The organism is Aureitalea marina (assembly GCF_002943755.1).
Taxonomy (GTDB): domain Bacteria; phylum Bacteroidota; class Bacteroidia; order Flavobacteriales; family Flavobacteriaceae; genus Aureitalea; species Aureitalea marina.
Genome location: NZ_MQUB01000001.1, coordinates 961,955 through 985,510 on the forward strand (window position 1 = coordinate 961,955; position 23,556 = coordinate 985,510).

Annotated in this window: 18 protein-coding genes; 10 read left to right on the plus strand and 8 right to left on the minus strand. The window is 45.7% G+C overall.

What is annotated here, in order from left to right:
• Positions 1-97 precede the first annotated feature (97 nt).
• From BST85_RS04345 to BST85_RS04355, 3 genes are all read right to left on the minus strand, one after another.
• A complete protein-coding gene (locus BST85_RS04345; RefSeq protein WP_104812140.1) occupies positions 98-1,123 on the minus strand; it encodes a hypothetical protein in 1,026 nt (341 codons plus the stop codon).
• Between the two features lie 251 nt (positions 1,124-1,374).
• Positions 1,375-3,090 carry a gamma-glutamyltransferase gene (gene ggt, locus BST85_RS04350; protein WP_104812141.1) on the minus strand — a complete coding sequence of 572 codons (1,716 nt, stop codon included), beginning with the start codon at positions 3,088-3,090 and terminating at the stop codon, positions 1,375-1,377.
• Positions 3,087-3,671, minus strand: a complete 585-nt coding sequence (locus tag BST85_RS04355; protein ID WP_104813898.1) for an acyl carrier protein phosphodiesterase — start codon at positions 3,669-3,671, stop codon at positions 3,087-3,089. The genes ggt and BST85_RS04355 overlap by 4 nt, the downstream gene beginning before the upstream one ends.
• A gap of 70 nt (positions 3,672-3,741) precedes the next feature.
• Between BST85_RS04355 and glmM the strand changes: the two genes are divergently transcribed.
• Positions 3,742-5,130, plus strand: a complete 1,389-nt coding sequence (glmM, locus tag BST85_RS04360; protein WP_104812142.1) for a phosphoglucosamine mutase — start codon at positions 3,742-3,744, stop codon at positions 5,128-5,130.
• On the opposite strand, the gene BST85_RS04365 is transcribed toward glmM, so the two are convergent.
• Positions 5,120-5,995, minus strand: a complete 876-nt coding sequence (locus BST85_RS04365) for a lysophospholipid acyltransferase family protein (protein ID WP_104812143.1) — start codon at positions 5,993-5,995, stop codon at positions 5,120-5,122. The genes glmM and BST85_RS04365 overlap by 11 nt on opposite strands.
• Positions 5,996-6,056: 61 nt before the next feature.
• On the opposite strand from BST85_RS04365, the gene BST85_RS04370 reads away from it, so the two are divergent.
• On the plus strand, positions 6,057-6,707 hold the full coding sequence (locus tag BST85_RS04370; RefSeq protein ID WP_104812144.1) for a rhomboid family intramembrane serine protease: 651 nt from the start codon (positions 6,057-6,059) through the stop codon (positions 6,705-6,707).
• An 8-nt stretch (positions 6,708-6,715) separates the two neighbouring features.
• Here BST85_RS04370 and BST85_RS04375 read toward each other — a convergent pair whose 3' ends face one another.
• Both BST85_RS04375 and BST85_RS04380 read right to left on the minus strand, forming a co-directional pair.
• Entirely contained in the window at positions 6,716-9,115 is a 2,400-nt protein-coding gene (locus tag BST85_RS04375) for a carboxypeptidase-like regulatory domain-containing protein (RefSeq protein ID WP_104812145.1), read from the minus strand.
• A gap of 77 nt (positions 9,116-9,192) precedes the next feature.
• Complete coding sequence (locus tag BST85_RS04380; RefSeq protein WP_181039951.1) at positions 9,193-10,311, minus strand: TlpA disulfide reductase family protein; 1,119 nt, start codon at positions 10,309-10,311, stop codon at positions 9,193-9,195.
• A gap of 145 nt (positions 10,312-10,456) precedes the next feature.
• On the opposite strand from BST85_RS04380, the gene BST85_RS04385 reads away from it, so the two are divergent.
• Positions 10,457-12,826, plus strand: a complete 2,370-nt coding sequence (locus tag BST85_RS04385) for a GAF domain-containing protein (protein ID WP_104812147.1) — start codon at positions 10,457-10,459, stop codon at positions 12,824-12,826.
• Here BST85_RS04385 and BST85_RS04390 read toward each other — a convergent pair.
• Positions 12,823-14,019 carry a Pycsar system effector family protein gene (locus BST85_RS04390; RefSeq protein WP_104813899.1) on the minus strand — a complete coding sequence of 399 codons (1,197 nt, stop codon included), beginning with the start codon at positions 14,017-14,019 and terminating at the stop codon, positions 12,823-12,825. The genes BST85_RS04385 and BST85_RS04390 overlap by 4 nt on opposite strands.
• 54 nt (positions 14,020-14,073) lie before the next feature.
• Between BST85_RS04390 and BST85_RS04395 the strand changes: the two genes are divergently transcribed.
• Positions 14,074-17,778 (plus strand): metallophosphoesterase, encoded by a 3,705-nt coding sequence (locus tag BST85_RS04395; protein WP_104812148.1) that lies wholly within the window; start codon positions 14,074-14,076, stop codon positions 17,776-17,778.
• Here the strand turns inward: BST85_RS04395 and BST85_RS04400 are convergent.
• The gene (locus BST85_RS04400; protein WP_146090645.1) at positions 17,743-18,651 is read right to left on the minus strand and encodes a hypothetical protein; all 909 of its coding nucleotides are present in this window, start codon (positions 18,649-18,651) and stop codon (positions 17,743-17,745) included. The genes BST85_RS04395 and BST85_RS04400 overlap by 36 nt on opposite strands.
• A gap of 106 nt (positions 18,652-18,757) precedes the next feature.
• Here BST85_RS04400 and cysQ point away from each other — a divergent pair, with 106 nt between their 5' ends.
• From cysQ to cysD, 6 genes are all read left to right on the plus strand, one after another.
• The gene (gene cysQ, locus BST85_RS04405; protein WP_104812150.1) at positions 18,758-19,552 is read left to right on the plus strand and encodes a 3'(2'),5'-bisphosphate nucleotidase CysQ; all 795 of its coding nucleotides are present in this window, start codon (positions 18,758-18,760) and stop codon (positions 19,550-19,552) included.
• 3 nt (positions 19,553-19,555) lie between these two features.
• Positions 19,556-20,014: a DUF2061 domain-containing protein gene (locus BST85_RS04410; protein ID WP_104812151.1), complete on the plus strand. Its 459-nt coding sequence runs from the start codon at positions 19,556-19,558 to the stop codon at positions 20,012-20,014.
• Positions 20,011-20,604 (plus strand): adenylyl-sulfate kinase, encoded by a 594-nt coding sequence (gene cysC, locus BST85_RS04415; protein ID WP_104812152.1) that lies wholly within the window; start codon positions 20,011-20,013, stop codon positions 20,602-20,604. The genes BST85_RS04410 and cysC overlap by 4 nt, the downstream gene beginning before the upstream one ends.
• On the plus strand, positions 20,601-21,959 hold the full coding sequence (locus tag BST85_RS04420; protein ID WP_104812153.1) for a capsule assembly Wzi family protein: 1,359 nt from the start codon (positions 20,601-20,603) through the stop codon (positions 21,957-21,959). Before cysC ends, BST85_RS04420 begins: the two co-directional genes overlap by 4 nt.
• A 134-nt stretch (positions 21,960-22,093) precedes the next feature.
• Positions 22,094-22,612, plus strand: a complete 519-nt coding sequence (locus BST85_RS04425) for a helix-turn-helix domain-containing protein (RefSeq protein ID WP_104812154.1) — start codon at positions 22,094-22,096, stop codon at positions 22,610-22,612.
• 37 nt (positions 22,613-22,649) lie between these two features.
• A complete protein-coding gene (cysD, locus tag BST85_RS04430; protein WP_104812155.1) occupies positions 22,650-23,555 on the plus strand; it encodes a sulfate adenylyltransferase subunit CysD in 906 nt (301 codons plus the stop codon).
• Position 23,556 lies beyond the last annotated feature (1 nt).

A 23,556-nucleotide genomic window follows, 5' to 3' on the forward strand; every position in this document is an offset into this window, starting at 1 on the left:
TGCAAAAGTACTTATTTACGAGCAGAATAAGAACGGACTGGAGTTATTTAGCAATACAATTTCGAGCCGATCAATTGGCTGAATTGGGTCCCGAAGATCAGCCCTGAACAGGCGGGCTAAATTGGTTCTTGAGGAAGGGATAAAGGGAGAAGGTGATAAAGAAAAAGATCCCGCTTACAAAAGCAAAGGAGACCATCAAGGTGATTTCCGGAAGTTGAAATAACCGATAGGCCAGGGGTAGGCTCAATCCGAATAATACCAAAGCTAGGAATAAGCCATAGAGATAATTGACAAAGGCAGGGAGGCTTTGTCTGATCTTGCTTTGGAGTTGGAATAATCTCGGGATGACCTCATTGGTCATGTATTCACCCAATTTGGATAAGAATACCTCGTTGAAAGAGGAATCTTCAAATGCTTCACCGTCTATAGAATAGGCCAAGGTCATGATCTTCTCCTGATGCCTTTCGTAAACGGCTTCGTAGTTGAGCGCCTCTTTGTAGGAGGCGTATTTGTATCCAAAATAATACCACAGGCCTGAACCGCACTTATGCTCCAACCACTTTTGAACCATCTCATTTGGGTAGATTGAAGGGTGGGAGATCTGCTCTTTAACCCGTCTCTCCCGGAGGTCGGTCATCAACAGGGATTTCAGCTCCAGATATAAGTTCTCAGTGTCCTGATAAGGCGAGTTTTCCTGTAGGAATTCGATGGCCAGTTTGGACTTTCCCTTGTAAAACTCCTTTACTTCGAAGAAGGTCAGACCTTCGAATTCATCATCAATGTATTCTTTGAGCCCAGGCATCCACATTTTAGAATTCATCAGTAACTCCACTATACTGCGGAAATGATGCATCTTTTGCGTCAGTAAGGTGAGCAGATCGCTATTGGTGTCCTGGTTTTGACGGAGACGGCCGATGGTGAAGAGCAAATACAGAACAATGAGTAAACACAGACCGCCACTGATGGCCATAAATGGACCGCTAGCCAACTGCAACCGCTCTACATATTCCGTATTGGTACCGGAATTGTACCAGAGCAGGAAAAAAATGGCTATAGTGACTATCCCGCTTATCCCCAATGGGATCAGGGCATAGGAGTGGGATATGAGTGGGGTCTTTCTCATGGGAAGGTATAGTAAATACCCAAAAAAAAAAGCAGATCTCGTTAAGTCTGGGCAGAAACATCAAAGTCCTACAAACGTACACCCAGACTAGGGCTAACGGGATCTGCTATAGGTATAGCTATACACCATTAGTTGGATTTAGTTAGTTCCTCAAAATTAGCGATTAATCCTACAAAATGTAGTAAAAAACTTACATTTCGATGTAAGAACAGAAAAGCCCGATAAACGGTCAAAAAATAAGTTGGAATACGTTAAAATCCGACAGAAGTATCGTCTCCACGTCTGTCTGCTCCACCCTCCAGGCGACCATCCGGTAATACTAGGATTCCATCCACCTTACCGATTACTGGTGAGTTATTCTCGTTGGTTTGGTAACCTTTGGCTCTAAGGGCTTCAAGTACAGCAGGGTCAAAGGAATTGGGTTCAAACAACACCACGTCTGGCAGCCATTGATGATGAAATCTCGGGGCATTTACGGCTTCTTGCATGGTCATGCCGTGTTCATAGACGTTCAGAACGGTTTGTAGAACCGACGTGATGATGGTAGATCCACCGGGTGTTCCCACGGTCATCCAAAATTCGCCGTCCTTCTCTACCAGGGTGGGGGTCATGGAACTCAGCATACGCTTACCTGGTGCAATGGAATTGGCTTCTCCGCCAATAAGGCCAAACATATTTGGCTCGCCTGGTTTTGCACTAAAATCGTCCATTTCGTTATTCAAAAAGAACCCAATGGAATCGGCATACATTTTAGAGCCGTAGGCCCCATTTAGCGTGACTGTGACAGAAACCGCATTACCCTGGGTATCCACTATTGAATAGTGGGTGGTCTCCATGCTTTCATAGCCGGGGATACTTCCATAATTGATCGAAGAAGAGGGAGTGGCCTGGTCAAAAGAAAATTCGTCCATACGACCGGATAGATAGTCGTCCGAGATCAAGGTGTCAATGGGAATATTGACAAAATCAGGGTCGCCCAGATAGAAACTGCGATCGGCGTAGGCACGGCGCTCGGCCTCTACCATGAGCTGTATGGCCTGGGTACTGTTGTGACCGTATACTCCGATAGGGTATGGCTCTATCATATTCATGATCTGGGCAAGGCAGACACCACCACTAGAAGGAGGGGCCATGGAGATAACTCGCAAATCCTTGTAATCAAAGACTACCGGCTCCCGCCAGACTGCTTCGTAAGCTGCCAAATCCTCCATTGTAATAATACCACCGTGTCCTTGGACAAAATCCACCAGTTGCCGGGCAGTTTCCCCTTGGTAAAATTCAGACCGACCATTCTCAGCTATTCTTGTCAGTGTTGCTGCTATTGCAGGATTTTTCAGGGTATCACCTGCCTCATAAACCTGGGTGTAGACAGACCCCTTGCCATTTACTTCTTCAAAGAGGTCCCGATAGTTATCAAATCGTTGTTTTTGTTTTTCCGTGACTACATAACCCTTTTCCGCTAATCGGATCACCGGGGCCAGTAGTTCCTCCATTGGAAGTGTGCCAAACTTTTCGTGCACCGCAAACATACCGGCTACACCACCAGGTACCCCTATGGCCATGGAACCCACTTTGCTCATCGCCGTCTGATAGTTACCATCTTCATCCAGGTACATATCTCTACTGGCCGCTAATGGCGCTTTCTCCCTATAATCTAAGGCACCTATTTCTCCGTGCTGTGTCCTGTAGACCAGGAAACCACCCCCTCCAATGGATCCTGCGAAAGGGTAGGCCACAGACAAGGCCATCTCTGTCGCAATCATTGCATCGAAGGCATTTCCTCCCTTTTTCATGATCTCCGAACCAATACGAGATGCTTCTTCCCGGGCCGAAACCGCCATAGCATTATCCACGATCAAGCCATGAAATATAGGCTTGGTCTCCTGTATATCGACAACGGCTTCCTTTTCTTGTTTACAAGCGATCAGAAGGATAGATGCGAAAAGAGCGAGCAATAGATTTTTCATAGTTGGTCTAATTTGGATTGGGAAAAGATAATTAATTCGTTAAAAAAGAGATCGAACTCGGACCCGAATTCCTCGTAGAATTCTTGTAGTTCGTTGACAGACTGTTGCATTCGGCTCTTACCTGCTGTGCGGGAATCCATCTGACCCAATATTTTCTCTAAACCGGGAATGGTCGCATAACTGAGCAACCAGTTGTCGGCAATCATATAAGGCATCAACCGTTGTATTCGCGGTGTTAACTCGTCATATCTGTGGTGCAAGAGATCGTAGAATTCCTGCACAAAGTCTTGCAGTGGCTGTTTGTGGTATTCCATCCATCTGGAAGCCAGAAAATGGTCGTAGAACATGTCCACGATCACCCCGCTGTAATGACTGTAAGATGCGTGTAGACGAGCCGTACTCTGACGGACTACAGGGTGTGCATCGGTAAAGGTATCTATTGCCCGATGTAATAATATTCCTTTCTGAATTTGTGGGGAGTAATCCTTGTACTTCCTGCCTTTGATGCCGTCCGCCATGAAATTACCCAAGGTAACCAGTTCTTCCTCTCCGGATAGATAGATATGTGCGAGAAAATTCACGTTGGACAAATTACAAAATCGAGGGTTTTGAAGAAGCAGATAAATTATCTTTGCCAAAAATACCCTGAACATGACCTTGATCAAATCCATTTCTGGAATCCGCGGCACCATAGGAGGGTTGCCGGAAGATAATCTAACCCCTATCGATATTGTCAAATATGCCTCTGCTTATGGGCAATGGATTCGCGAATTCCGCAAAAAAGAGAATTACCGAGTTGTTTTGGGAAGAGATGCTCGAATCTCAGGTGAAATGGTCCACCAGCTAGTGATGCAAACCTTGGTAGGAATGGGGATCGACGTGATCGACTTGGGGCTGTCAACCACTCCTACTGTAGAGGTAGCGGTTCAATTGGAAAAGGCCGATGGCGGGATCATTTTGACCGCCAGTCATAATCCGAAGCAATGGAACGCACTTAAATTATTGAACCACGAAGGTGAGTTCCTCGATGCCGAAGCAGGTGCCAGTATCCTTGAACTGGCAGAGGCAGCCGATTTTGCTTTCAGTGAGGTAGACCACTTGGGTCAGGTAGTGCGTAACCAGGCCTATATAGATATCCATATAGACGAGATACTCGATCTGCCGCTGGTAGATGCCGAGGCCATTCGCAAGGCGAAATTCAAGGTGGTGGTAGACGGGGTGAACTCGACAGGTGGAATAGCCGTTCCTCTGCTTTTAGAGGCTTTAGGGGTACATCCGGTTAAACTATTCTGTGATCCCAACGGGGAATTTCCACATAACCCGGAACCCTTGAAAGAGCATCTGACCGACCTGATGCGGGAAGTGGTGGAACACCGAGCCGATTTTGGGATCGTAGTGGATCCTGATGTGGATCGCTTGGCCTTTGTGGACGAAAAAGGGGAGATGTTTGGCGAAGAGTATACCCTGGTAGCGGTGGCCGATTATGTGTTGTCTCAAACCCCTGGGAATACGGTCAGCAATATGTCTTCATCCCGAGCATTGCGAGATGTGACCAAACAAAGAGGTGGAGAATATACAGCTAGTGCCGTGGGAGAGGTCAATGTGGTTAAGGCCATGAAAGCGACCAATGCCATCATAGGAGGTGAAGGCAATGGGGGAATTATCTACCCGGAATTGCACTATGGTCGGGACGCCTTGGCAGGAATTGCATTATTCCTGACCCACCTGGCCAATGAGAAAACCTCAGTTTCCCAACTCCGGAAGCGATATCCAGCATATTTTATGAGTAAAAAGAAGATCTCCCTCACGCCAGATCTGGATGTTGACGGTATTTTGGCGGGTATGGCCACTAAGTATGCTGATGAAGAGATTAGTACGATAGATGGGGTCAAGATCGATTTCCCGAGCAACTGGGTACACTTGCGAAAATCCAATACCGAACCCATTATCCGGGTCTACACCGAGGCCGGATCACAAGATGAGGCGGATAAGCTGGCCGATCGTTTTCTTGGAGAGATAGACGCCCTGGCTAAGGGGTAAGCCGGTGTTTCCAGCGCTTGTGCGACCACAAATAATAAGCCGGGTCTTCGGCTACCTGTTTTTCGATATTGTCCAGGAATAGTCGGGTGATCTCGTAGTCCGGTAAACTTGCAGGATCATCTGAAAGGGGAATGAATCTGGCGGAATAATAGCCTCGCTTTACCTTCTCAATTTGTAAATAGACGCAGGCATGCCCTAATTTCTTGGCCAGTTCCTCTGTTCCGGTGAAAACAGGTACATCGATACCCATAAAATGGTCCCTATGTTTAAAAGCCCCTAGTTTGGGGGTTTGATCGGACAGGATCAAGGTCATATTCACTTTGCCATCCTTTTTATCTCTGAAAAGTCTGGGAACAATGTTCTTGTTGGACACGATCTCGGCGCCAAATCGCCCACGGATCTTTCGGACCAAACGGTCAAAGTAAGGATTGTCCAGTGGTTTATAAACAGCATATCCCTGCTGGGAGATCTGCTTCTGCAAAATGCCACTCCATTCCCAGCTGGCATAGTGAGCACACATCAGCATCACACTTTTATTTTGCTCCGCGTATTGATGGATGAGATCGATGTTCTCAAATTGGAAGCGCTTGGTGCTCTCTTCTTCGCTTATGGTCAGGTTCTTAATGGTCTCAAAGATCAGATCGCAAAGGTGGGTATAGAATCTGCGGGCGATAATTTTCTTTTGTTCTCGACTTTTATCTGGAAAGACCAGGTCCAGGTTACCCATAACCACCTTCTTTCGATAGCCAAAAACCCGGTATGCAAGAAAGAAGAGAAAATCAGACTTTAGATACAGCAACCAAAAAGGTAATTTGGATGTGACCCACATCAGTGGGTAAAGAACAATATAAATGAGGCGCTGCATACGATCTAAAGGACAAAACTACTATTTTTACATCACTATCTTCGCTACTTAAACGCATTCCATGCAACAAATTCAACCTGTCACCCTCATTATCATTGCGGCCAATGTGATCTTTTCACTAAAAGGGTTCAACGACTACGGATTCTTCGAGAAATACAAGTTCAATATTGCCGGAATCAGAAGAGGGGAGAACGTACGGATGATCTCCTCCGGATTTCTTCATGTAGACTTCACCCACTTGCTTTTCAATATGCTGACCCTCTATTTCTTTGCCAATGTGGTCATCGTCAATGTGGGTGTATTGCGGTTCGCTTTGATCTACCTGGCCAGTTTGCTGGTTGGTAATTTGCTCTCCTTTTATTTCCACAAGGATGAGTACCATTACAGCGCCGTGGGAGCCAGTGGAGCAGTCACCGGGATACTGTATTCGGCCATCTTGTTCTATCCGGATATGGGCTTGTATCTATTCTTTATTCCAATCCCAATTCCGGCCTGGATCTTTGGCTTATTGTATCTTTTGTATTCGATCTACGGGATGAAGAATCGAGTGGGGAACATCGGTCACGATGCCCACTTTGGAGGTGCAATAGCGGGATATCTGCTAACCATCTTATTCAATCCTGAACTCTTACAGACCAACCTTTGGATCGTCCTGGTTTTGGCCGCACCCATCATCTTGTTGTTCTTATTGAGTAAGGCAGGAAAGATCTAGAGCGGGTTCTATCGACTGGCCAAGAGGGTTTGACGATTGATCTTTAGCAGTTGGATCTTTTGATCGTCAGATGGATTTAATTTGTAAACCTGTACCACCTTGGTCTCGTCCACTTTCCCCCAGTTATAATAGGCGGTCATTTTGAAATAGGTCGGCGCAGATTTCTTATTGCCTTTATAGCTTAAATTGATCAACCAATCTCCCTCCATAATGTCCTCTATAAAGAATCGCTTACTGGAAAATCCCGTTCGCTTTTCGGTATTGATCAGCAGTTGGTTGGCTTCCAAGGTGTGTTCAAACACATACGCCCTCCTGTCCGGTGAGACGAATTCCAAATCAAATTCCGCCTCCGATGTATTCCATTCAAAGACAAAACGAACATCGGTCTGAAAATCCATCAGATCCTCACTTTGGGTTTGGAAAACCTCTTTGATCTGGGTCTGGTTCTTTCTTCTGAAATAGAGCCATTCCATTTCATCGTATACTAATTCCCCAATTCCCTCTAAACCCGTAGGGTAGCCTTGGTTTATATATCCCATATACATCCTCCAGGCCGGTTTGAACTGCTCTGCCTGTACATAAGCCTGTGCAAGATCCCGATAGGATTGGGCGTATCTGGGCCTTAGACCAAATACCTTTTTGTACGCTTCGATAGCGTCGAAGTTCATATCCAATGCTTCAAACTGGTAAGCGATGGCCTTTAATCGTTCTGGATTATTTTCTGATTGTAGTTGGGTTCTGAGTTCAGATACATTCTCCAGAGCCCGAGCAAATTCAGAATTGGCCAATGCGTCATTGTTATAGAAGTTGGAGTTGGCCAGATCAGTATTGAGCACTGCGGCACCATCCTTGGCCTCAAAGTTACCGGATCGTGTTTGGATCACGATCACACCTCCAGCGGATTGTGGGCCATATCGAGTTAGGGAAGAGATCGATTTTAGCACCCGGATATCCTTGATGTTTGCTACATCCAAAGGTGGGATTTGTGTCAGTACGACTCCGTCAACCTCCCACAAAGGAGGAGTGTTTGCCTCAATGGAGCCTGTTCCTCCACGTATCACGACCTCGCCGGTAATCGGATTAACAGTCAAACCCGCCACTTTTCCGGCCATGAAATCCAGCAAATTGACGGAGGCGGGATTCAGGTCATCACCATCAATATATCCGCTGTTATATCCGGCTTTCTTCGGATCGAATCTCCCCATTGAGGTGTAGAATTCCCGTTCGGCCTTTTTGGTGTAACTGGATCGTTCTCCATCTCGGCTTTTCGCTTTTACAACCACTTCATCCAATACATTTTCATTGGCTATCATTTCGAAACTGAGTTCGCTGGTAACATCCTCGACGATCAATCTAACGGCCTTGAATCCGACATAACTGAAAACGAGGACCTCCCCAGTTCTCGCTTTGATCTGATAGCGCCCCTTGGCATTAGTAGTCGTACCGCGGTTGGTATTTTCAACTGTTACATTGACCTCGGGCATGGGGGATTCGGCAAAGGAGATCTCTCCCTTGATCTTCCTGAGCGGACCAGACACAACAGCAACAGGATTACTAGCAGAATTCGTTGATTGCATGTCACTGTCGGCACGAACCGCGTCGTCTTGGTAAAAGTTTTGATTTTTTATGCGCTCATTGGCCCGATCACGCTTTTGTTGAGCAATCGATAAGTTGGCTATGGTCCGGATGTATACAGTCCTGGTATTCCTGAATACGAAAATATCTTCGACCAATTGACTATCGGGCAATATTGGAGAGGGTAGTCCATCTACCAGCAATTGACTATCGGGCAATATTGGAGAGGGTAGTCCATCTACCAGCACCCGAACAGGCAGGTCACGTATAAAAATTTGATTTTTGATCACGCGCAAGGAAGCAACCTTGCCATTCAATGTTTCGATCAATGGCAATCCATTTTGAACCAATCGACCCGGAATATACCCTGTAGCAAAGCCCGATTTGTAAGGGTTAAGCGTACCGGTCGGCATGGGGAGATCAACATTCAGTACTTCTTCCTCGATGATGGAACTCACCGAATTTTGCGGTTTTCGGACATCCGCATTGATGATAACTTCCCCTAACTCGTTGGAAACCGGGAACATTTCCAGGTTCAGTTCTTCGGTCACGTCTTCTACGATAACAAAAAAGGTCCGGTAACCAATATGACTAAATTGCAAAACCTCACCATTGCGGACCTCCATTGAATATCGGCCATTTTCGTCCGTTTGAGTTCCTCGGCTTGTTCCTTCCACGCGAATATTCACCTCCGAGAGTGGTTCATTTTCGGTCTGAATCACCCCATATACCTGTTTGATACCGGTATTTGAGTTCTGGGAATGAAGGGTGGGTAAGAGAAAAAATAAAAAGAGCGACAGCCACATTGGCCGTATAGGTAGAATCTTGTTCATATACTCCAATTTTTCCCTTAAGTTAAGGAATTAGTTGGAGACTTGATCACTGATTAACGTGCTTTTAAGATTGACTATCAGGGAGTTTTCATTAATGTTGCCAGCTTGTCGTGTAGGGCTTGGCCACGCAAGTTCTTGTCGATGATGTTGCCGTCTTCGTCCAGCAAGAAAGTCGCTGGGATAGCTTTTACATTGTACTGACGGGCAATCGGATCCTGCCAGAATTTGAGATGTGAGATATGATACCAGTCCATTTTATCGTCTTCAATGGCGTGAATCCACCGATCCCGTTGTCCGTTTCTATCCAATGAGACACTGATAATATTTAGCCCTTTGTCGTGGTATTTGTTATAGGCTCGCACAACGTTTGGATTTTCCCTACGGCATGGTTTACACCAGGAGGCCCAAAAATCGATTATGGTGTATTTTCCCATGGCATCTTTTAAGGACAGGGTTTTACCATCCGGTGTCGGTCCGCTAAAATCCGGAGCTACGGAGCCGACTTCGGCCTTGGCCAGGTTGGTCATGGTATCTTCCAGGTTCTTCGCGATCTGGGTATCCGTTAAGTTTGGACCAAAACCTGCATAGAGCTGTTTGGTCTCTGCTGCCGTGATCTGCTTCCGATTCAGCATTTCAGAAAGCAGCATTAATGAAAACAGAGATTCGCTGTGATCCTTGATGTATTTCTTTTTGTATTGAGTCTCTTCTCCGACCAGCGCAAGGTTCTGTTGCTGGATCTGGGACGCCAACAGGTTGTCCTGTTCTCTTCTGGCCTGCTGATACTTTTGAACTTGTTCCTGCTTTTGTTCATTGTAGGTGTCGATCTGACGGGAAAAGGTGTAATAATCGTCGTTCTGCGTCCCGCCTGTAGCATAAGAGGCATCCAGACTATCCTTATAAATGTTCACCTGAACTTCTTTCCATTCTGGGAAGAAGATCACATTGGCTTGTGTATTCTCTACCGTGAGATAGTTCAAACTTGGGAGGTCAGAAAAGGCGTACTGACTACCGAATTTTCCACTGACTATAGATAGGGTATCCATGATCAAGGGCCGATTATCGCCATAGACCGAATAAACATAGACCTTGGTTCCATCCGAATAGCCTCGTGCATCGCCGGCTAATTGGTATTGGTCTTTGTCCGTGGAACAAGAAATAAAACCAAGTGTAATGAATAGACAAATCAATCGTCTCATATATGTAGGATAAGGATTTGAGCAAAAATAGCGGTATTTTTTAATTGGCAAAATCGACATTATCTCAAAGTATTGTTAATTAGGCATTTGATACCCTGGAGCATTTTATCTTTATCTTTGCATAACTTAACCGGTTGATATTGAGATGAAAACTACGAAGAGAGCATTCCCGCTAGCCATTCAAATCAGTTTCGAAAAGCTCTTCGATTTGTATCGAAAGAAATTAGTGACGGCCAATGATTTGCTAAAGGACCGTGCTCAAAAGATACTGGATATTGCCCAGCAGTATCCCGAGCTTTCCACCGGTATACCCAGTGGTACCGACCTGAGTCAGTATAAAGACCAGATCGATTTTGTTTTAGAAGATTTGTTCGCGTCGGTGCTTGAGACCAATGAGATCAAAATAGCTACGGTTCCTTTCCAAGAGAATATCTTCAAAGCTTCTGTCCGGTACGAGAATATTCAGAATGTAGCTGGTGAGGACTTCTCACTCCAATTAATGGATTTTTCTGATGAACAATTCTACGTCATGGGCTGTAGTATCATCCTAAACAGCTATTACGGATACAATGTAGATTTTAGACGTCCATTTTATTACAGTATTCCAGATGCATTGGGAATAGTGCGATCCTATCGTGTCTTGTACAATGCAGATTTTGTCGAGGTGGTTAAAGGTGAGAATGCCAAGGATATCACCAAAGAGGATTTGGCGGAATTGTTGGATAATTTTGATAATATCGACATCTGGAAGGAAAAGTTTCCGCAAGAGAGCTGGATCTTTAAGGGTTTTGTAATTGCGAATATGTATGATGCCACCACGGATGTGGCTCTGTCCAACTTCAAAACAAATCTCCTGACAAAGGAGGCGAATGAAGACGGCTTTGCTGAGCAGTTCCTCTTTACCATGCAAGGGCTGTTTAATATACCGGAGATCCAGGTGGGTTATGCCATGTTTGACGGCCAGGAGCAGGAGTTTATCAATCCGAAGCAGATGTATAATGTCTCGAGTTTCCTGCTAAACGATAAACTTAACGAATCCTGTCATGTGTCCCTCTGTGATCGGTCTTATGCCATACTCTTCCAAAAGAAGGAACGCTACACGATCTCGGATGTTCCCAAGTTTCATCGGCTTTACCCAAAGAACCGACTGTACAAGACGTTGTACAAACAAGGTATCGGTAGCGCCATCATAACTCCACTGGTTAGCCGAGGTAAAATTATGGGGGTCATGGAATTGGTATCCCCAAACCCACAGGACTTGAACTCGATCAATGCGACTAAACTAGAGGACATCATGCCGTATCTGGTCGATGCCGTACGTAGAGGAATAGATCGAAAAGAGGCGGAGATCGAACTGATGATACAAAATGAGTGTACTTCTATACACCCAAGTGTGCACTGGAAGTTCCGAAAGGAGGCAGAACGTGTTTTGCTGTCACGGCATACGGATATGCCCTCCAGTTATCAGGAGATCACTTTTGATAATGTTTATCCGCTGTACGGGCAAGTAGACATTAAAGGTTCATCTACAGCCAGAAATGATGCGACTACAAAAGATTTGATCGAGCAGTTGTTATTGGTTGGCCGTATTGTAGATCAGATCTACGAAATGGAGGAATTGCCTATCTACGAACAAATTCGCTTCCGTATTGACAGTTATATGCAGGAATTGGAGCATCACCTGGACGTAGATACCGAACGCAATGTGTTAGCTTTCCTAAGGAAAGAGATCCTACCCCTCTACAAGCACCTGAGTAAAAAGAGCCCGAAACTGAAGGAGTTGATCGATCTGTACAACCAGGAGGTAGACCACGACAAAGGTTTTGTCTATAAATTCCGCAAGGAGTATGACCAGTCTGTTATGAAGGTCAATAAATCCATGGCAGAACTGTTGGATCAAAAACAGAATGAAGCTCAGCGCATGTATCCGCACTATTATGAGCGTTTCAAGACCGATGGGGTAGAACACAACCTGTACATAGGAGAATCTATCACTAAGGAGAAATCCTTTAATAAGATATATCTCTATAATTTACGCTTGTGGCAATTACAGGCGATGTGCGAAATGGAGAATGACTTTTACCATTTGAAACAGGATCTACCTGTCCCCATGGATGTGGCCTCTATGATTCTGGTCTTCAACACCTCACTCGCTTTGCGATTCCGTATGGATGAAAAGCGTTTTGACGTAGACGGAACCTATAATGCACGTTATGAGGTGGTGAAAAAACGTGTAGATAAGGCCTATGTGAAGGGAACCAATGAGCGCATTACCCAGCCTGGCAAGATCACAATAGTATATTCTCAAAAAGCCGATGAGAAGGAATACCTCAAATATGTTGGCTTCCTGCAGTCCAAGCACCAATTGGGTAACGAGGTGGAGATCTTGGAGTTGGAAGACCTTCAAGGGGTCACTGGTTTAAAAGCCATCCGGGTGAACGTCTTGTACAATCGTCCTGGTGAGGAGGAGAATTACTACACCTATGAAGATCTGATGAAAGAGATCGGAGCCTAAGTAGCTTCTACCGAGATAAAGGCAATCGCAAAAGCAATTACTGAAACGACCATTCCTACCATGAAAACCGTGTAAGTTATTCTTAGTATGCGGTATTTTCTTTCTAGGACGAGCCCCAGGAAATAGAGATCCTTGGTCAGGGAATTATAAATATATTCCTTGTCCTGCAGCATCTCGTTCATGGCCCATTGAAAGTCATTCAGGCTCATTTGGTGGAAATTTCCGAAAAAGAGCAGATTCACTTTCTTTTTGTTCACATCATCCTTGGTAAACCTGCCTTTGGTCACATTGGGTCGGGTAGCCAAAATAGACATGATGATAGAAATCACGGAGAAGAACAAAAAGATCAGGGTAGGAACCATCAGGTAAGCGTTCTTCGGATTATCCAGTTTTGGGATCAGGTTGGTCAAGGCAATGGATATGATGATAGCGTTAACTGATAGCAGAATGTTGGCTTTGGTATCGGCTATATCACTCAGCTTAATATGATTGCGAAGCGTTACCCTAAAGACACTCTGAATGGCTTTGTCCGGATCCAGGCTCTTGGCCTTTTGCTTGTTCAGCTCCTTGGTCTTTTTATTATCAGCCTTTTGCTTTTCGATCTTTTGCTGTTCTTCTTTCATGCGTTTGAGGTTTTCTTCTTTCTTGGGACCCCAATTTTCCTTGGCGTAGTCGGTATAATACTGATGCCAATTCTCTAGCACAGCTATATTCTCCTTTAACCAGGCAGAGCGGGAGTATTCTTTCTTTCCCTGCATCTTTAGTTCCAGGCGGAGGAACTCGCTGGCCTCTTGGAAGTAATCCTTCGCAAAGTGGGAGGCATCGGCATCTCGGATGATCTCCTCCAGCAACCCTTCCGGTTTAGCTTCCATTCGGGTGGCCATTATGCAGGCTTCAACTTGTTTGATGGTCTCTTCCGGGACCTTCTTCTCGGTTAGGAAGTTGCGAGCCATCTCGGCACTGCGTTTTTCATGATCCAAACCGCCTTGACAATAGCCCGTATCGTGAAACAGGGCAGCCAATTGAAGTACTTCTTGCTGCTGCTCTGTCAACTCGGAATTATCAATGATTTCTTTTGTACTTTTAACTACGCGTTTGGTATGTGTTAGGTTGTGATAAAGACAGGTAGAGGGAAGGTTCTCTACCAGGAACTCGGTCACAAACCGTTTAGCGTCTTCCAATGTTGGAGTCATCACAGCCATTTTTGCGGAGTCAAATTACTAAAATTTTAGCCTTAGTCAGATTGTATGCTTAAAATTTACAGACTGTCGGTTTATATTCTTCTCATAGTATTGATAACCGGCTGTGCTACCTACAAATCAAAGTATTCGGACATCAGGTCGGTGCCTTCCTCCGGATCGGACCAACTGCAATTGGATAAGCGTATCTACCTGATCGGTGATGCCGGGTACGCTACAGAACAGCAAGCCTCCGATGGCGTGCAACTGATGAAAGATTATTTGAGTGGTCAACAAACCGAAGACGATTATCTACTCTTCCTGGGAGACAATATCTACCGGCAGGGAATGCCCTCCAAATCGCATAAGAATAGGTCCCAGGCAGAAACCCGCATCGATTATCAGATCGACCTGGCCAAATCCTTTAAAGGTCAATCGTATTTCATTCCAGGGAACCACGATTGGTACAGCGAGGGATTAGCTGGCCTTAAACGACAGGAAGAATACGTGGAGAAAGCCATGGGCGACAAGGATGTTTTCCAGCCGGAAAATGGGTGTCCCTATGAGCGGATCGATCTTTCGGACGACATTGTTCTCTTGGCCATTGATACCCAGTGGTACCTGGCAGATTGGGATAAGCATCCCACCATGAACGACGATTGTGAGATCAACACCAGAGAGCAATTCTTTGTGGAGATCAGTGGCGAGTTAAAGAAACACAATGAAAAGACCATTATCATGGCTATGCACCATCCGGCCTTTACTTATGGGGAGCATGGTGGTTTTTTCAATGCTTACAAACATTTATTCCCACTCAATCAACCGATACCGCTTCCGGGTCTCGGTTCTATTGTGGCTCAGGTGAGGTCACAAGGAGGAGTGTCTTCACAGGATAGGTACAATGTGCGTTACGACGAATTGATGGACAGATTAGTGACCATGTCCAGGGATAGTGACCGGGTGATTTTCGTCTCTGGTCATGAGCACAGTCTTCAGTATATCGAAAGCCTGGGGGTAAAGCAAATCGTTTCGGGTTCAGGATCCAAGCGGTCCGCTGTTGCATTAGGCCCTGGGGCACAGTACGTAACCGGAGATCAAGGTTTTGCCGTATTGGATATCTACACGGATGGATCGTCCCTGGTTCGCTTCCACACCTTCGACAGTGGAACCGAGAATTTGGAATTTACAGCCGAGGTCTATGCACCCAGGGAGCAATATGATGTTAGTCGTTTACCCGATACTTTTCCAAACGAAATTGAAGCCACCGTTTATGATACTGAGGAGACCGAAAAATCAAAGGCTTATGTAAAGGCCTGGGGATCACATTATCGCTACATCTATGGGACCAAGCTGAAGGTACCGGTAGCGACATTAGATACTTTATACGGTGGGTTGACCATCGAACGAAAGGGTGGTGGTTTTCAAACCAGATCATTGCGCGTACAAGATGCCGAGGGTAGAAATTATGCTATAAGAGCAGTCAAGAAAAGTGCCGTACAGTTCTTGCAAAGCGCTGCCTTCAAGGATACCTATGTGAAAGATGAATTCCGGGATACCTTCACAGAGGACCTGATCCTGGACCTTTATACGGCTACTCATCCATTCGGGACCTTTGCGGTAGCCGGTATGGCGGACGCTGTTGGTGTTTATCACGCCAATCCTTATTTGTTCTACATGCCTAAGCACAAAGCTCTGGGACATTTTAATACTGAGTTTGGAGACGAACTTTATTTTATCGAGGAAAGGCCCGATGACGGATTTTTAGATGTGGCGTCCTTTGGTGAGCCTGATGATATTGAAAGTACCGATGACGTACGGAAGAAACTCCGATCTGACGAGAAATACCGGGTAGATAAGCAGGCCTATATCAGAGCCAGGATGTTCGATATGGTCCTTGGAGATTGGGACCGTCACCAGGATCAGTGGAGATGGGCTCGATTTGACATCTCCAAAGACGAAAGCATCTATCGCCCTATTCCCAGAGATCGCGACCAGGTATTTGCCAACTATGACGGAAGCATAGCCGACCTAGCAAAAGCGCTGATTCCCTTGACACGAAAATTTACCGAATACAGCGACAATGTCAAGGATGTGAAGTGGATCAATCTGGGAGGAATCAAACTGGACAGGACATTTGTACAAACGGCAGTAAGAGACGATTGGGTCAAGGAGGCAGAACATATTCAGCAAACCCTGACCGATCAAGTAATCGAAGAGGCTTTCACCAATCTTCCCGTAGAACTACAGGATGAGACCACCGAAAGGATCAAGGCCATATTGAAGCAGCGACGAGCACAATTGCCGGATATGGCTAGTCGCTACTACGACCGCCTCGCCAAATTGGTGATCATGACGGCGACGGACAAGGACGATCATATCAAGATCATTCGGAACGATAGAAGCACACGAGTAGAGATATCCCGGATCAAGGGTGGAGAAGTGCAACCGGCATACAAAGTTCGGGACATCAGCAGGGATGAAACGTCAGAGATCTGGATATATGCCTTGGATGATGACGATGAGATCAGCGCAGTCGGGGGAGGAGATCGACCTATTTTTACGCGGGTTATAGGGGGTCAGAACAACGATATCTATAGAATAGAAGATGGCCGTAAGATCAAGGTTTTTGACCATAAGAGTAAACCCAATACGATAGAGCAGCCAGGTAATGCCAAATTCCGCCTGACGGATATCTACTCCAACAATCTATACGATTACACCAAGTACATTGACAGAACCAACAATATTATACCACTGATCGGTTTTAACCCGGACGAGGGATTCCAATTGGGTGTGGTAGATGTGTTCACCATTAAAGGGTTTAAGAATGAACCCTTCCACCGCCAACATCGTTTACGGGCTGGATATTACTTTGCCACCAATGGGTTTGACATAGAATACAACGGTGAATTTACCAATGCCCTGGGACGATGGAATTTCCTGGTCAATGCCCATATCACCTCAGAGAATTTTACAAGGAACTTCTTTGGATTCGGTAACAATACCGAGAATATGGACGACGAGGAAGGTTTGGACTTTAACAGGGTGAAGACGGCAGCCACGGATCTGAGGGTAGGTTTGGCCCACAACGGGTTCTATGGTAGCCGTTTCGAAGCTACAGTGGCGTTTTACCGAGTAGAGGTTGATGATACTCCAGGGCGGTTCACCACAGATTTCTTCGAAGATATGCCCGAGGTATTTGATAAAAATGCCTTTGCCAACCTGGATCTGAATTATGTCTTCGAATCCGTCGACAATCCAGGAACGCCCACTCGAGGGATGTATTTCCGTTTAAAAGGAGGTGTGACCACCAACCTGGAGAACTCCAATACTTATGGATATATTCATCCAGGTCTGCAATTCTTCAACGCTTTGACCAGGGAAAGAAAGCTAGTGCTGCGCACAGCGGTCCAAGGGCAATTCAACCTGGGAAGCGATTACGAATTTTACCAGGCGGCCGTCCTAGGAGCGCAAACAGGTTTGAGGGGATTCAGGAATCAGCGTTTTGCAGGAGATAGCAGCTTGGCATTTAGCGGGGATCTGCGCTATAATCTGACTCGATTCAAGACCGGATTACTTCCGCTAGAACTGGGAATTTTTGGTGGAGGAGACGTAGGACGCGTTTGGTTGGATGGAGAAGATTCTTCCAAATGGCACAATGACCTTGGAGGAGGATTCTGGGTGAATGCGGTCAATACGCTTTCCGCGCAACTGGGCCTCTTTGGTAGTAGCGAAGGTTTACGGGTTACCTTCGGGGTCGGCGCTAGTCTCTAAACAGTAACGGTATAAGTTTGGTCCTTGACCTCTGGATCGTTCATCGGCGATTAGCAGACAGTCCCCCTTTTCAAAACTTATGCTTTCCTTTTGCGAACGATGCCCTAGGCGAAACAACCTGCTTCGGTATTTTTTCATCGTATCCCAGTTGATGCTATCTAAGATCCAGACCTTGTTGTAACTCAATAAGGCGATCCGGTCCAGTACAGGGTCGTAATCTGCAGCAGTGATCTGGCAGTCCCTGGAGTCTTTACAACTTTCGAATTTCCCTAATCTTCTCGCGATCTTTGTTCCAGAAGTAGCAGGGATACGGTAAATGTTACTTCCGTTGTCAAAGGCCTTATCTCTATGCCTGGTGAAGAGGTAGAACTGACCTTGCCGATAGATAAAGGCTTCGACATCAAATTTCCGCTCTTTCTTTTTAGGGGGATACTCGCGCTGATTCTCAAATCGAAAAAAAGTTTTTCCAACTAACTGCATCTTCTCCAAATTCTGTGGATCTACTTTGAGATGATAAATCACCTGGTCCCTTCTTTTATTCATATTATTCCCGAAGTCACCCACATAGAGTAAAGATTCCTTGTTGGTGGCTAGTTCTTCCCAGTCCACATTCTTTAAGCCTTCTAACTGTGCCGATCCCACTAGTCCAGACTCTTGAAGATTCCAGCAGTAGACCTCCGGACGGTTCCCCGAATCGTTCACCATCCATAAATGATCGGTCCCGGAAACAAATTGGATACCGCTAACTTCTCGCATATCCTTTGGAAGTTGATCCACCAACTCCAATTTGCCGTAATCTTGGCAATTGGCCAATGCGCTGACTAAGCAGATCAAACCAAGTCTGGAAATCGTGTTCCTACAGAATTTATGCACCTGAATGGTTTTGAGGGTTAGTTTCTTCTAAGTTACAATAAACTCACCTACTTGATGGAGCATTGTCATTGAATTATTTACCTTTGGGCACCAAATTTTTAGAACCATGAATACCAACCTCAATCTCGCCATAATTGCTTCGATACGAGCAGGTGAAGCTATAATGGAAGTTTATTCCGGACCATTTGACATCGAACTAAAGGGTGATGAATCGCCGCTCACGGAAGCCGATAAGAAGGCGAATGATGTGATCAATTCGTTCTTAACTCAAACGGATATACCCATCATCAGTGAAGAGAACAAACAGGTTTCATATGACGAGCGTCAAAATTGGAACAGATGTTGGATCGTCGATCCTTTGGATGGAACCAAGGAATTTATCAAGCGCAATGGGGAATTCACGGTTAATATTGCTTTAGTCGAAAATGGTAACCCTGTGATGGGTGTGATTTTCGTTCCCGTTTCTCGGACCTTGTATTTCAATGATCCCGAGACAGAGCAATCTTATCGAATGGTAGTTCCAGAAGGAATTTCCAATGAATTTACACCAGATGGAGCGGAAGGCATTCATTACAGCGCTAAGGCCGATCAAAAGATACGTGTTGTTGGTAGTCGATCTCACTTAAATAAGGATACTCAAGACTTCATTGATTCCCTAGGTGGAACTGAGCAGGTGGAGATCGTCTCTAAAGGGAGTTCGCTCAAATTTTGCCTGGTGGCAGAGGGGCAAGCAGATGTTTACCCTCGATTTGCACCCACCATGGAGTGGGACACAGCAGCGGGTCAAGCGATATGTCAATCTGCGGGAGTTGAAGTGATCGACCAGAATACGGATCGACCATTACAATATAACAAAGCGAACCTTCTGAATCCTTATTTCAAGGTAGGGGCTATCCAGTAATTAATGAGCGTTAAAAGGGAATCCCACATAAGAAGCCTGGCCAAGGGTATATCGTGGCGGATAGTAGCTACTACGGATACTATTTTGGTGGTGCTACTGGTTACCTGTCTGCTAGGAGAATGTAGCATTGAGCATGCACTGGCCATCGGTGGGGTGGAATTCTTGATCAAATTTGCCGTTTATTATGTGCACGAAAGACTTTGGCAAGTATGGCGCCCTAGTCAGGTTACGCATCGGCGAACCTTATACAAGAGTATTTCTTGGCGGCTGATCGCCACTACACAGACATTCATTATTTCTGGGGCTGTCTTGAATCGTTTTGACGAAGTCGCCCTCTATATTGCGCTGACTGAGCTATTTACTAAATTTATTCTGTACTATTTACACGAACGGCTGTGGCTGCGATTACCTTTAGGTAAAATGCGGTCTTGGTTTTACCGAACTGTTTTAAGAAGACGATGAACGAGAATATAATCCCACATTCATTTCAGGTAGCCCGAACGGATCGGGAAAAATTAATGGGCCAAAAGGGTTGTTTGCTCTGGTTTACCGGTCTTTCAGGTTCAGGCAAGTCTACAATTGCCAACCAGGTTGAACTTCGTTTATTTGAACTAGGAGTCCATACCTATCTTTTAGATGGGGATAATGTCCGGTCTGGCCTAAATGGCGACCTTGGATTTACCGATCAGGACAGAATAGAGAACATCAGACGGATTGCGGAAGTCGCCAATTTAATGGTCGATGCAGGTCTGGTTGTCCTGGCTTCATTTGTATCCCCCTTTATCTCGGATCGGCAAAAGGTGCGGGAAACCATAGGAGAGGACAGATTTGTAGAGATCTACGTGAACACACCTTTAGAAGAATGCGAGCGTAGGGATGTAAAAGGTTTATATGCCAAGGCGCGGGATGGAAAGATCCCAAACTTCACGGGCATCGACTCCCCCTATGAGGCGCCGATCAAACCTGAGATCGAATTGCAGACCATGGGTAGCTCTGTTGAGGAATCTGCCCGTGAGGTAACCGATTACCTTGCTTCATTCATGAAACAATGACCAGATCAAGCTGCCGTCTCGTTTTAATCCTATTGATCTTTTCGACTTGTCAACTCAAGGCACAAGACTGGGAGTGGAGGGCAAGTGCTGGTCTTACAGGACTGCTATCCGGGGACGAGGGCTTGCCATTTTGGTTATTGGCTAACCAAGATGGTCAGTTTGGGCCTCAAACTTCATTTTCAGGTATAGCCGAAGTAGGAGTCCGATATTTTCTAAGTGACCAATCTACCGTATCCGCCGGGGCGGCTGGGTTTTATCGCAATGAATTCGATCCTGAAGTGGCCAGACGTGATCTTTACTTGGAATACCAAAACCGGTGGGTTAGGGCAAGGGCAGGGTCCAGGAAGGACAGTATCCGGGCACAGCAATTGTCTATAACCAATAAGGATTATTTGTTCTCAGGGAATTCCAGGCCGCTTTCTGGTCTTTTAGTGGAAGCTTTCGAGCCGATAAGGATATCGAATACCTTCTCACTGGATTGGGGAATTGCTCATTATACCTTGAATGATGATCGGTATGTAGATGGAACGTGGGTACATTATAAGTGTTTGGCTTTACGTATGCGGTTTAATGAGCGAAATCTGCTCATTGCCAAATTGACTCACTATGCGCAATGGGGTGGAACTTCACCTAAATTCGGTGACTTGCCGGATGACTTTGCCGCTTTTATTGATGTCTTCTTTGCCAGGCGGGCCAGTGAGGACAGCGGAATCGACCGCGAGAATGCGAACGCCGTTGGGAACCACCTTGGGTCATATTATCTGGATTATTATTTGAATACGGATCGAGGGACCTTCAATATCTATCACGAACATCCCTTCGAAGATGGTTCAGGAACGAGGCTGGCCAATTTTCCAGATGGAATCTGGGGCCTTCATTGGCGATGGACTGATAATCCTTGGTTGGATGGGGTCCTTTACGAATATATTCAAACTACCGATCAATCTGGTAATCCGGGAGGAAGTGGGGGAGACAATTACTTCAGTAACGGTATTTATAAGAGTGGTTGGAGTTACGATGGGCAGATCATTGGCTTGCCATTGATCCTGATCGACAATTCACTGGACCTGGATGACAATGCTACCGCAATAGTCAGCAACAGGATCAAAGCACATCACCTCGGGCTGTTAGGGCATATTGATCGGCTTCAATGGATGGTTAAAAGTACATTCGCCCGCCAATTTGGCCGTTACCAAATACCCTTTGACCCGGCTATAGACATTTGGAGTGCATATCTCGGATTGCGTTTCCGATCCGATATTGGAGTTTTTGGGCTGGAAGGAGCCTTTGACCTGATAGATCCTGGGCTGGATCGTTCGGGCTTCGGGATCAGTTACCGCTACTACATCGATTGAGTTGTCTAGTTGTTGAATATCAGTGTGTTGCCCCTGATGTTACCTAAACATTAAGATTATACATTTTTATGTGATTTGAGTTGTGTTTCTGATAAAATGAGTACTTTTGTTACTCGTTTTAACCCCCAAACGTCGTGAACAGCCTCAATTCGCTGATTACATCCAAAACACGAGTCCGGTTATTGACCAAGTTCTTTGTCAACCCAAAGAATGAGAGTTATTTAAGAGAGCTTGCCAAGGAGTTCAACGAGTCGACCAATGCCGTCCGACGCGAGCTTAACAACCTCAGTGATGCCGGCTACCTCAAAACGGGTAGCAGTCAGAACAAGGTCACTTATCGGGCCAATACAGATCATCCCCTTTACAGACCGATCCAGAATATTATCAGGAAATCCCTGGGGTTGGAGTCCCTCGTTCAAATGGTACTGACCAGACTGGGAGAGGTAGATAGGATCGTCCTGATCGGTGATTATGCGAGAGGTTACGATAGTGGCAATATAGAGGTAGTGATCATTGGGAACTATTTAAATGATCGTTTCATGAGCAGGATGTCCAGGTCGATCGAAGAAAAGATCGACCGAAAAGTGAGCTTCCTCGTAAATACAGACTATTCCCAAGATGGATTAGTCCTCTATGACAAAAGCAACGAATAGAATTAATAAAAGCAGATATTCTTTAATTACAGGATCTATGACCAATTATGTAATGAACCATCTCCAAGAACTTGAGTCCGAAGCCATCTTCGTGATTCGGGAGGTGGCCGCACAGTTTGAACGTCCGGCCTTATTGTTTTCCGGAGGTAAGGACTCCATTCTATTAACTCATCTGGCCAAGAAAGCCTTTTACCCGGCCCGCATTCCGTTTCCACTGATCCATATTGATACGGGGCACAATTTCCCTGAAACCATTGAGTTTCGTGATAATTTGGTAAAGGAACTAGGAGTAGAGCTAGTTGTAGGATCGGTTCAGGAGGCCATCGACAAAGGCCGTGTCAGAGAAGAGACCGGTGTCAATGCCAGCCGAAACTCCTTGCAGATCGTTTCCCTGCTGGATACCTTGGAAGAACGCAAAGTTGATGCTGCCATGGGTGGTGCGAGAAGAGACGAGGAAAAAGCCCGTGCCAAGGAACGCTTCTTTTCACATAGGGACGAATTTGGTCAATGGGATCCAAAGAATCAACGGCCGGAGCTTTGGAACCTCTTTAATGCTCGGAAACACAATGGCGAACATTTCCGCGTATTCCCAATATCCAATTGGACGGAGATGGACGTTTGGCAATACATTGAGATGGAAGGAATCAAACTTCCGTCATTGTACTTCTCCCATCAACGAGAGTGTTTTATCCGCGATGGTGTGATCTTGGCCAATTCTGAATTTGTCACCCTCAAGGATGATGAAGAGTTACAGGTAATGACCGTTCGGTACAGAACATGCGGTGATATGCCAATTACCGGGGCTGTGGAATCGGATGCCGATACCGTAGCGAAGATCATCGAGGAAGTGGCTGCCACTCGAACGACAGAACGAGGTGGACGTGCAGATGACAAGCGCGGAGAAACTGCTATGGAGGATCGAAAAAAGGCCGGATACTTTTAAA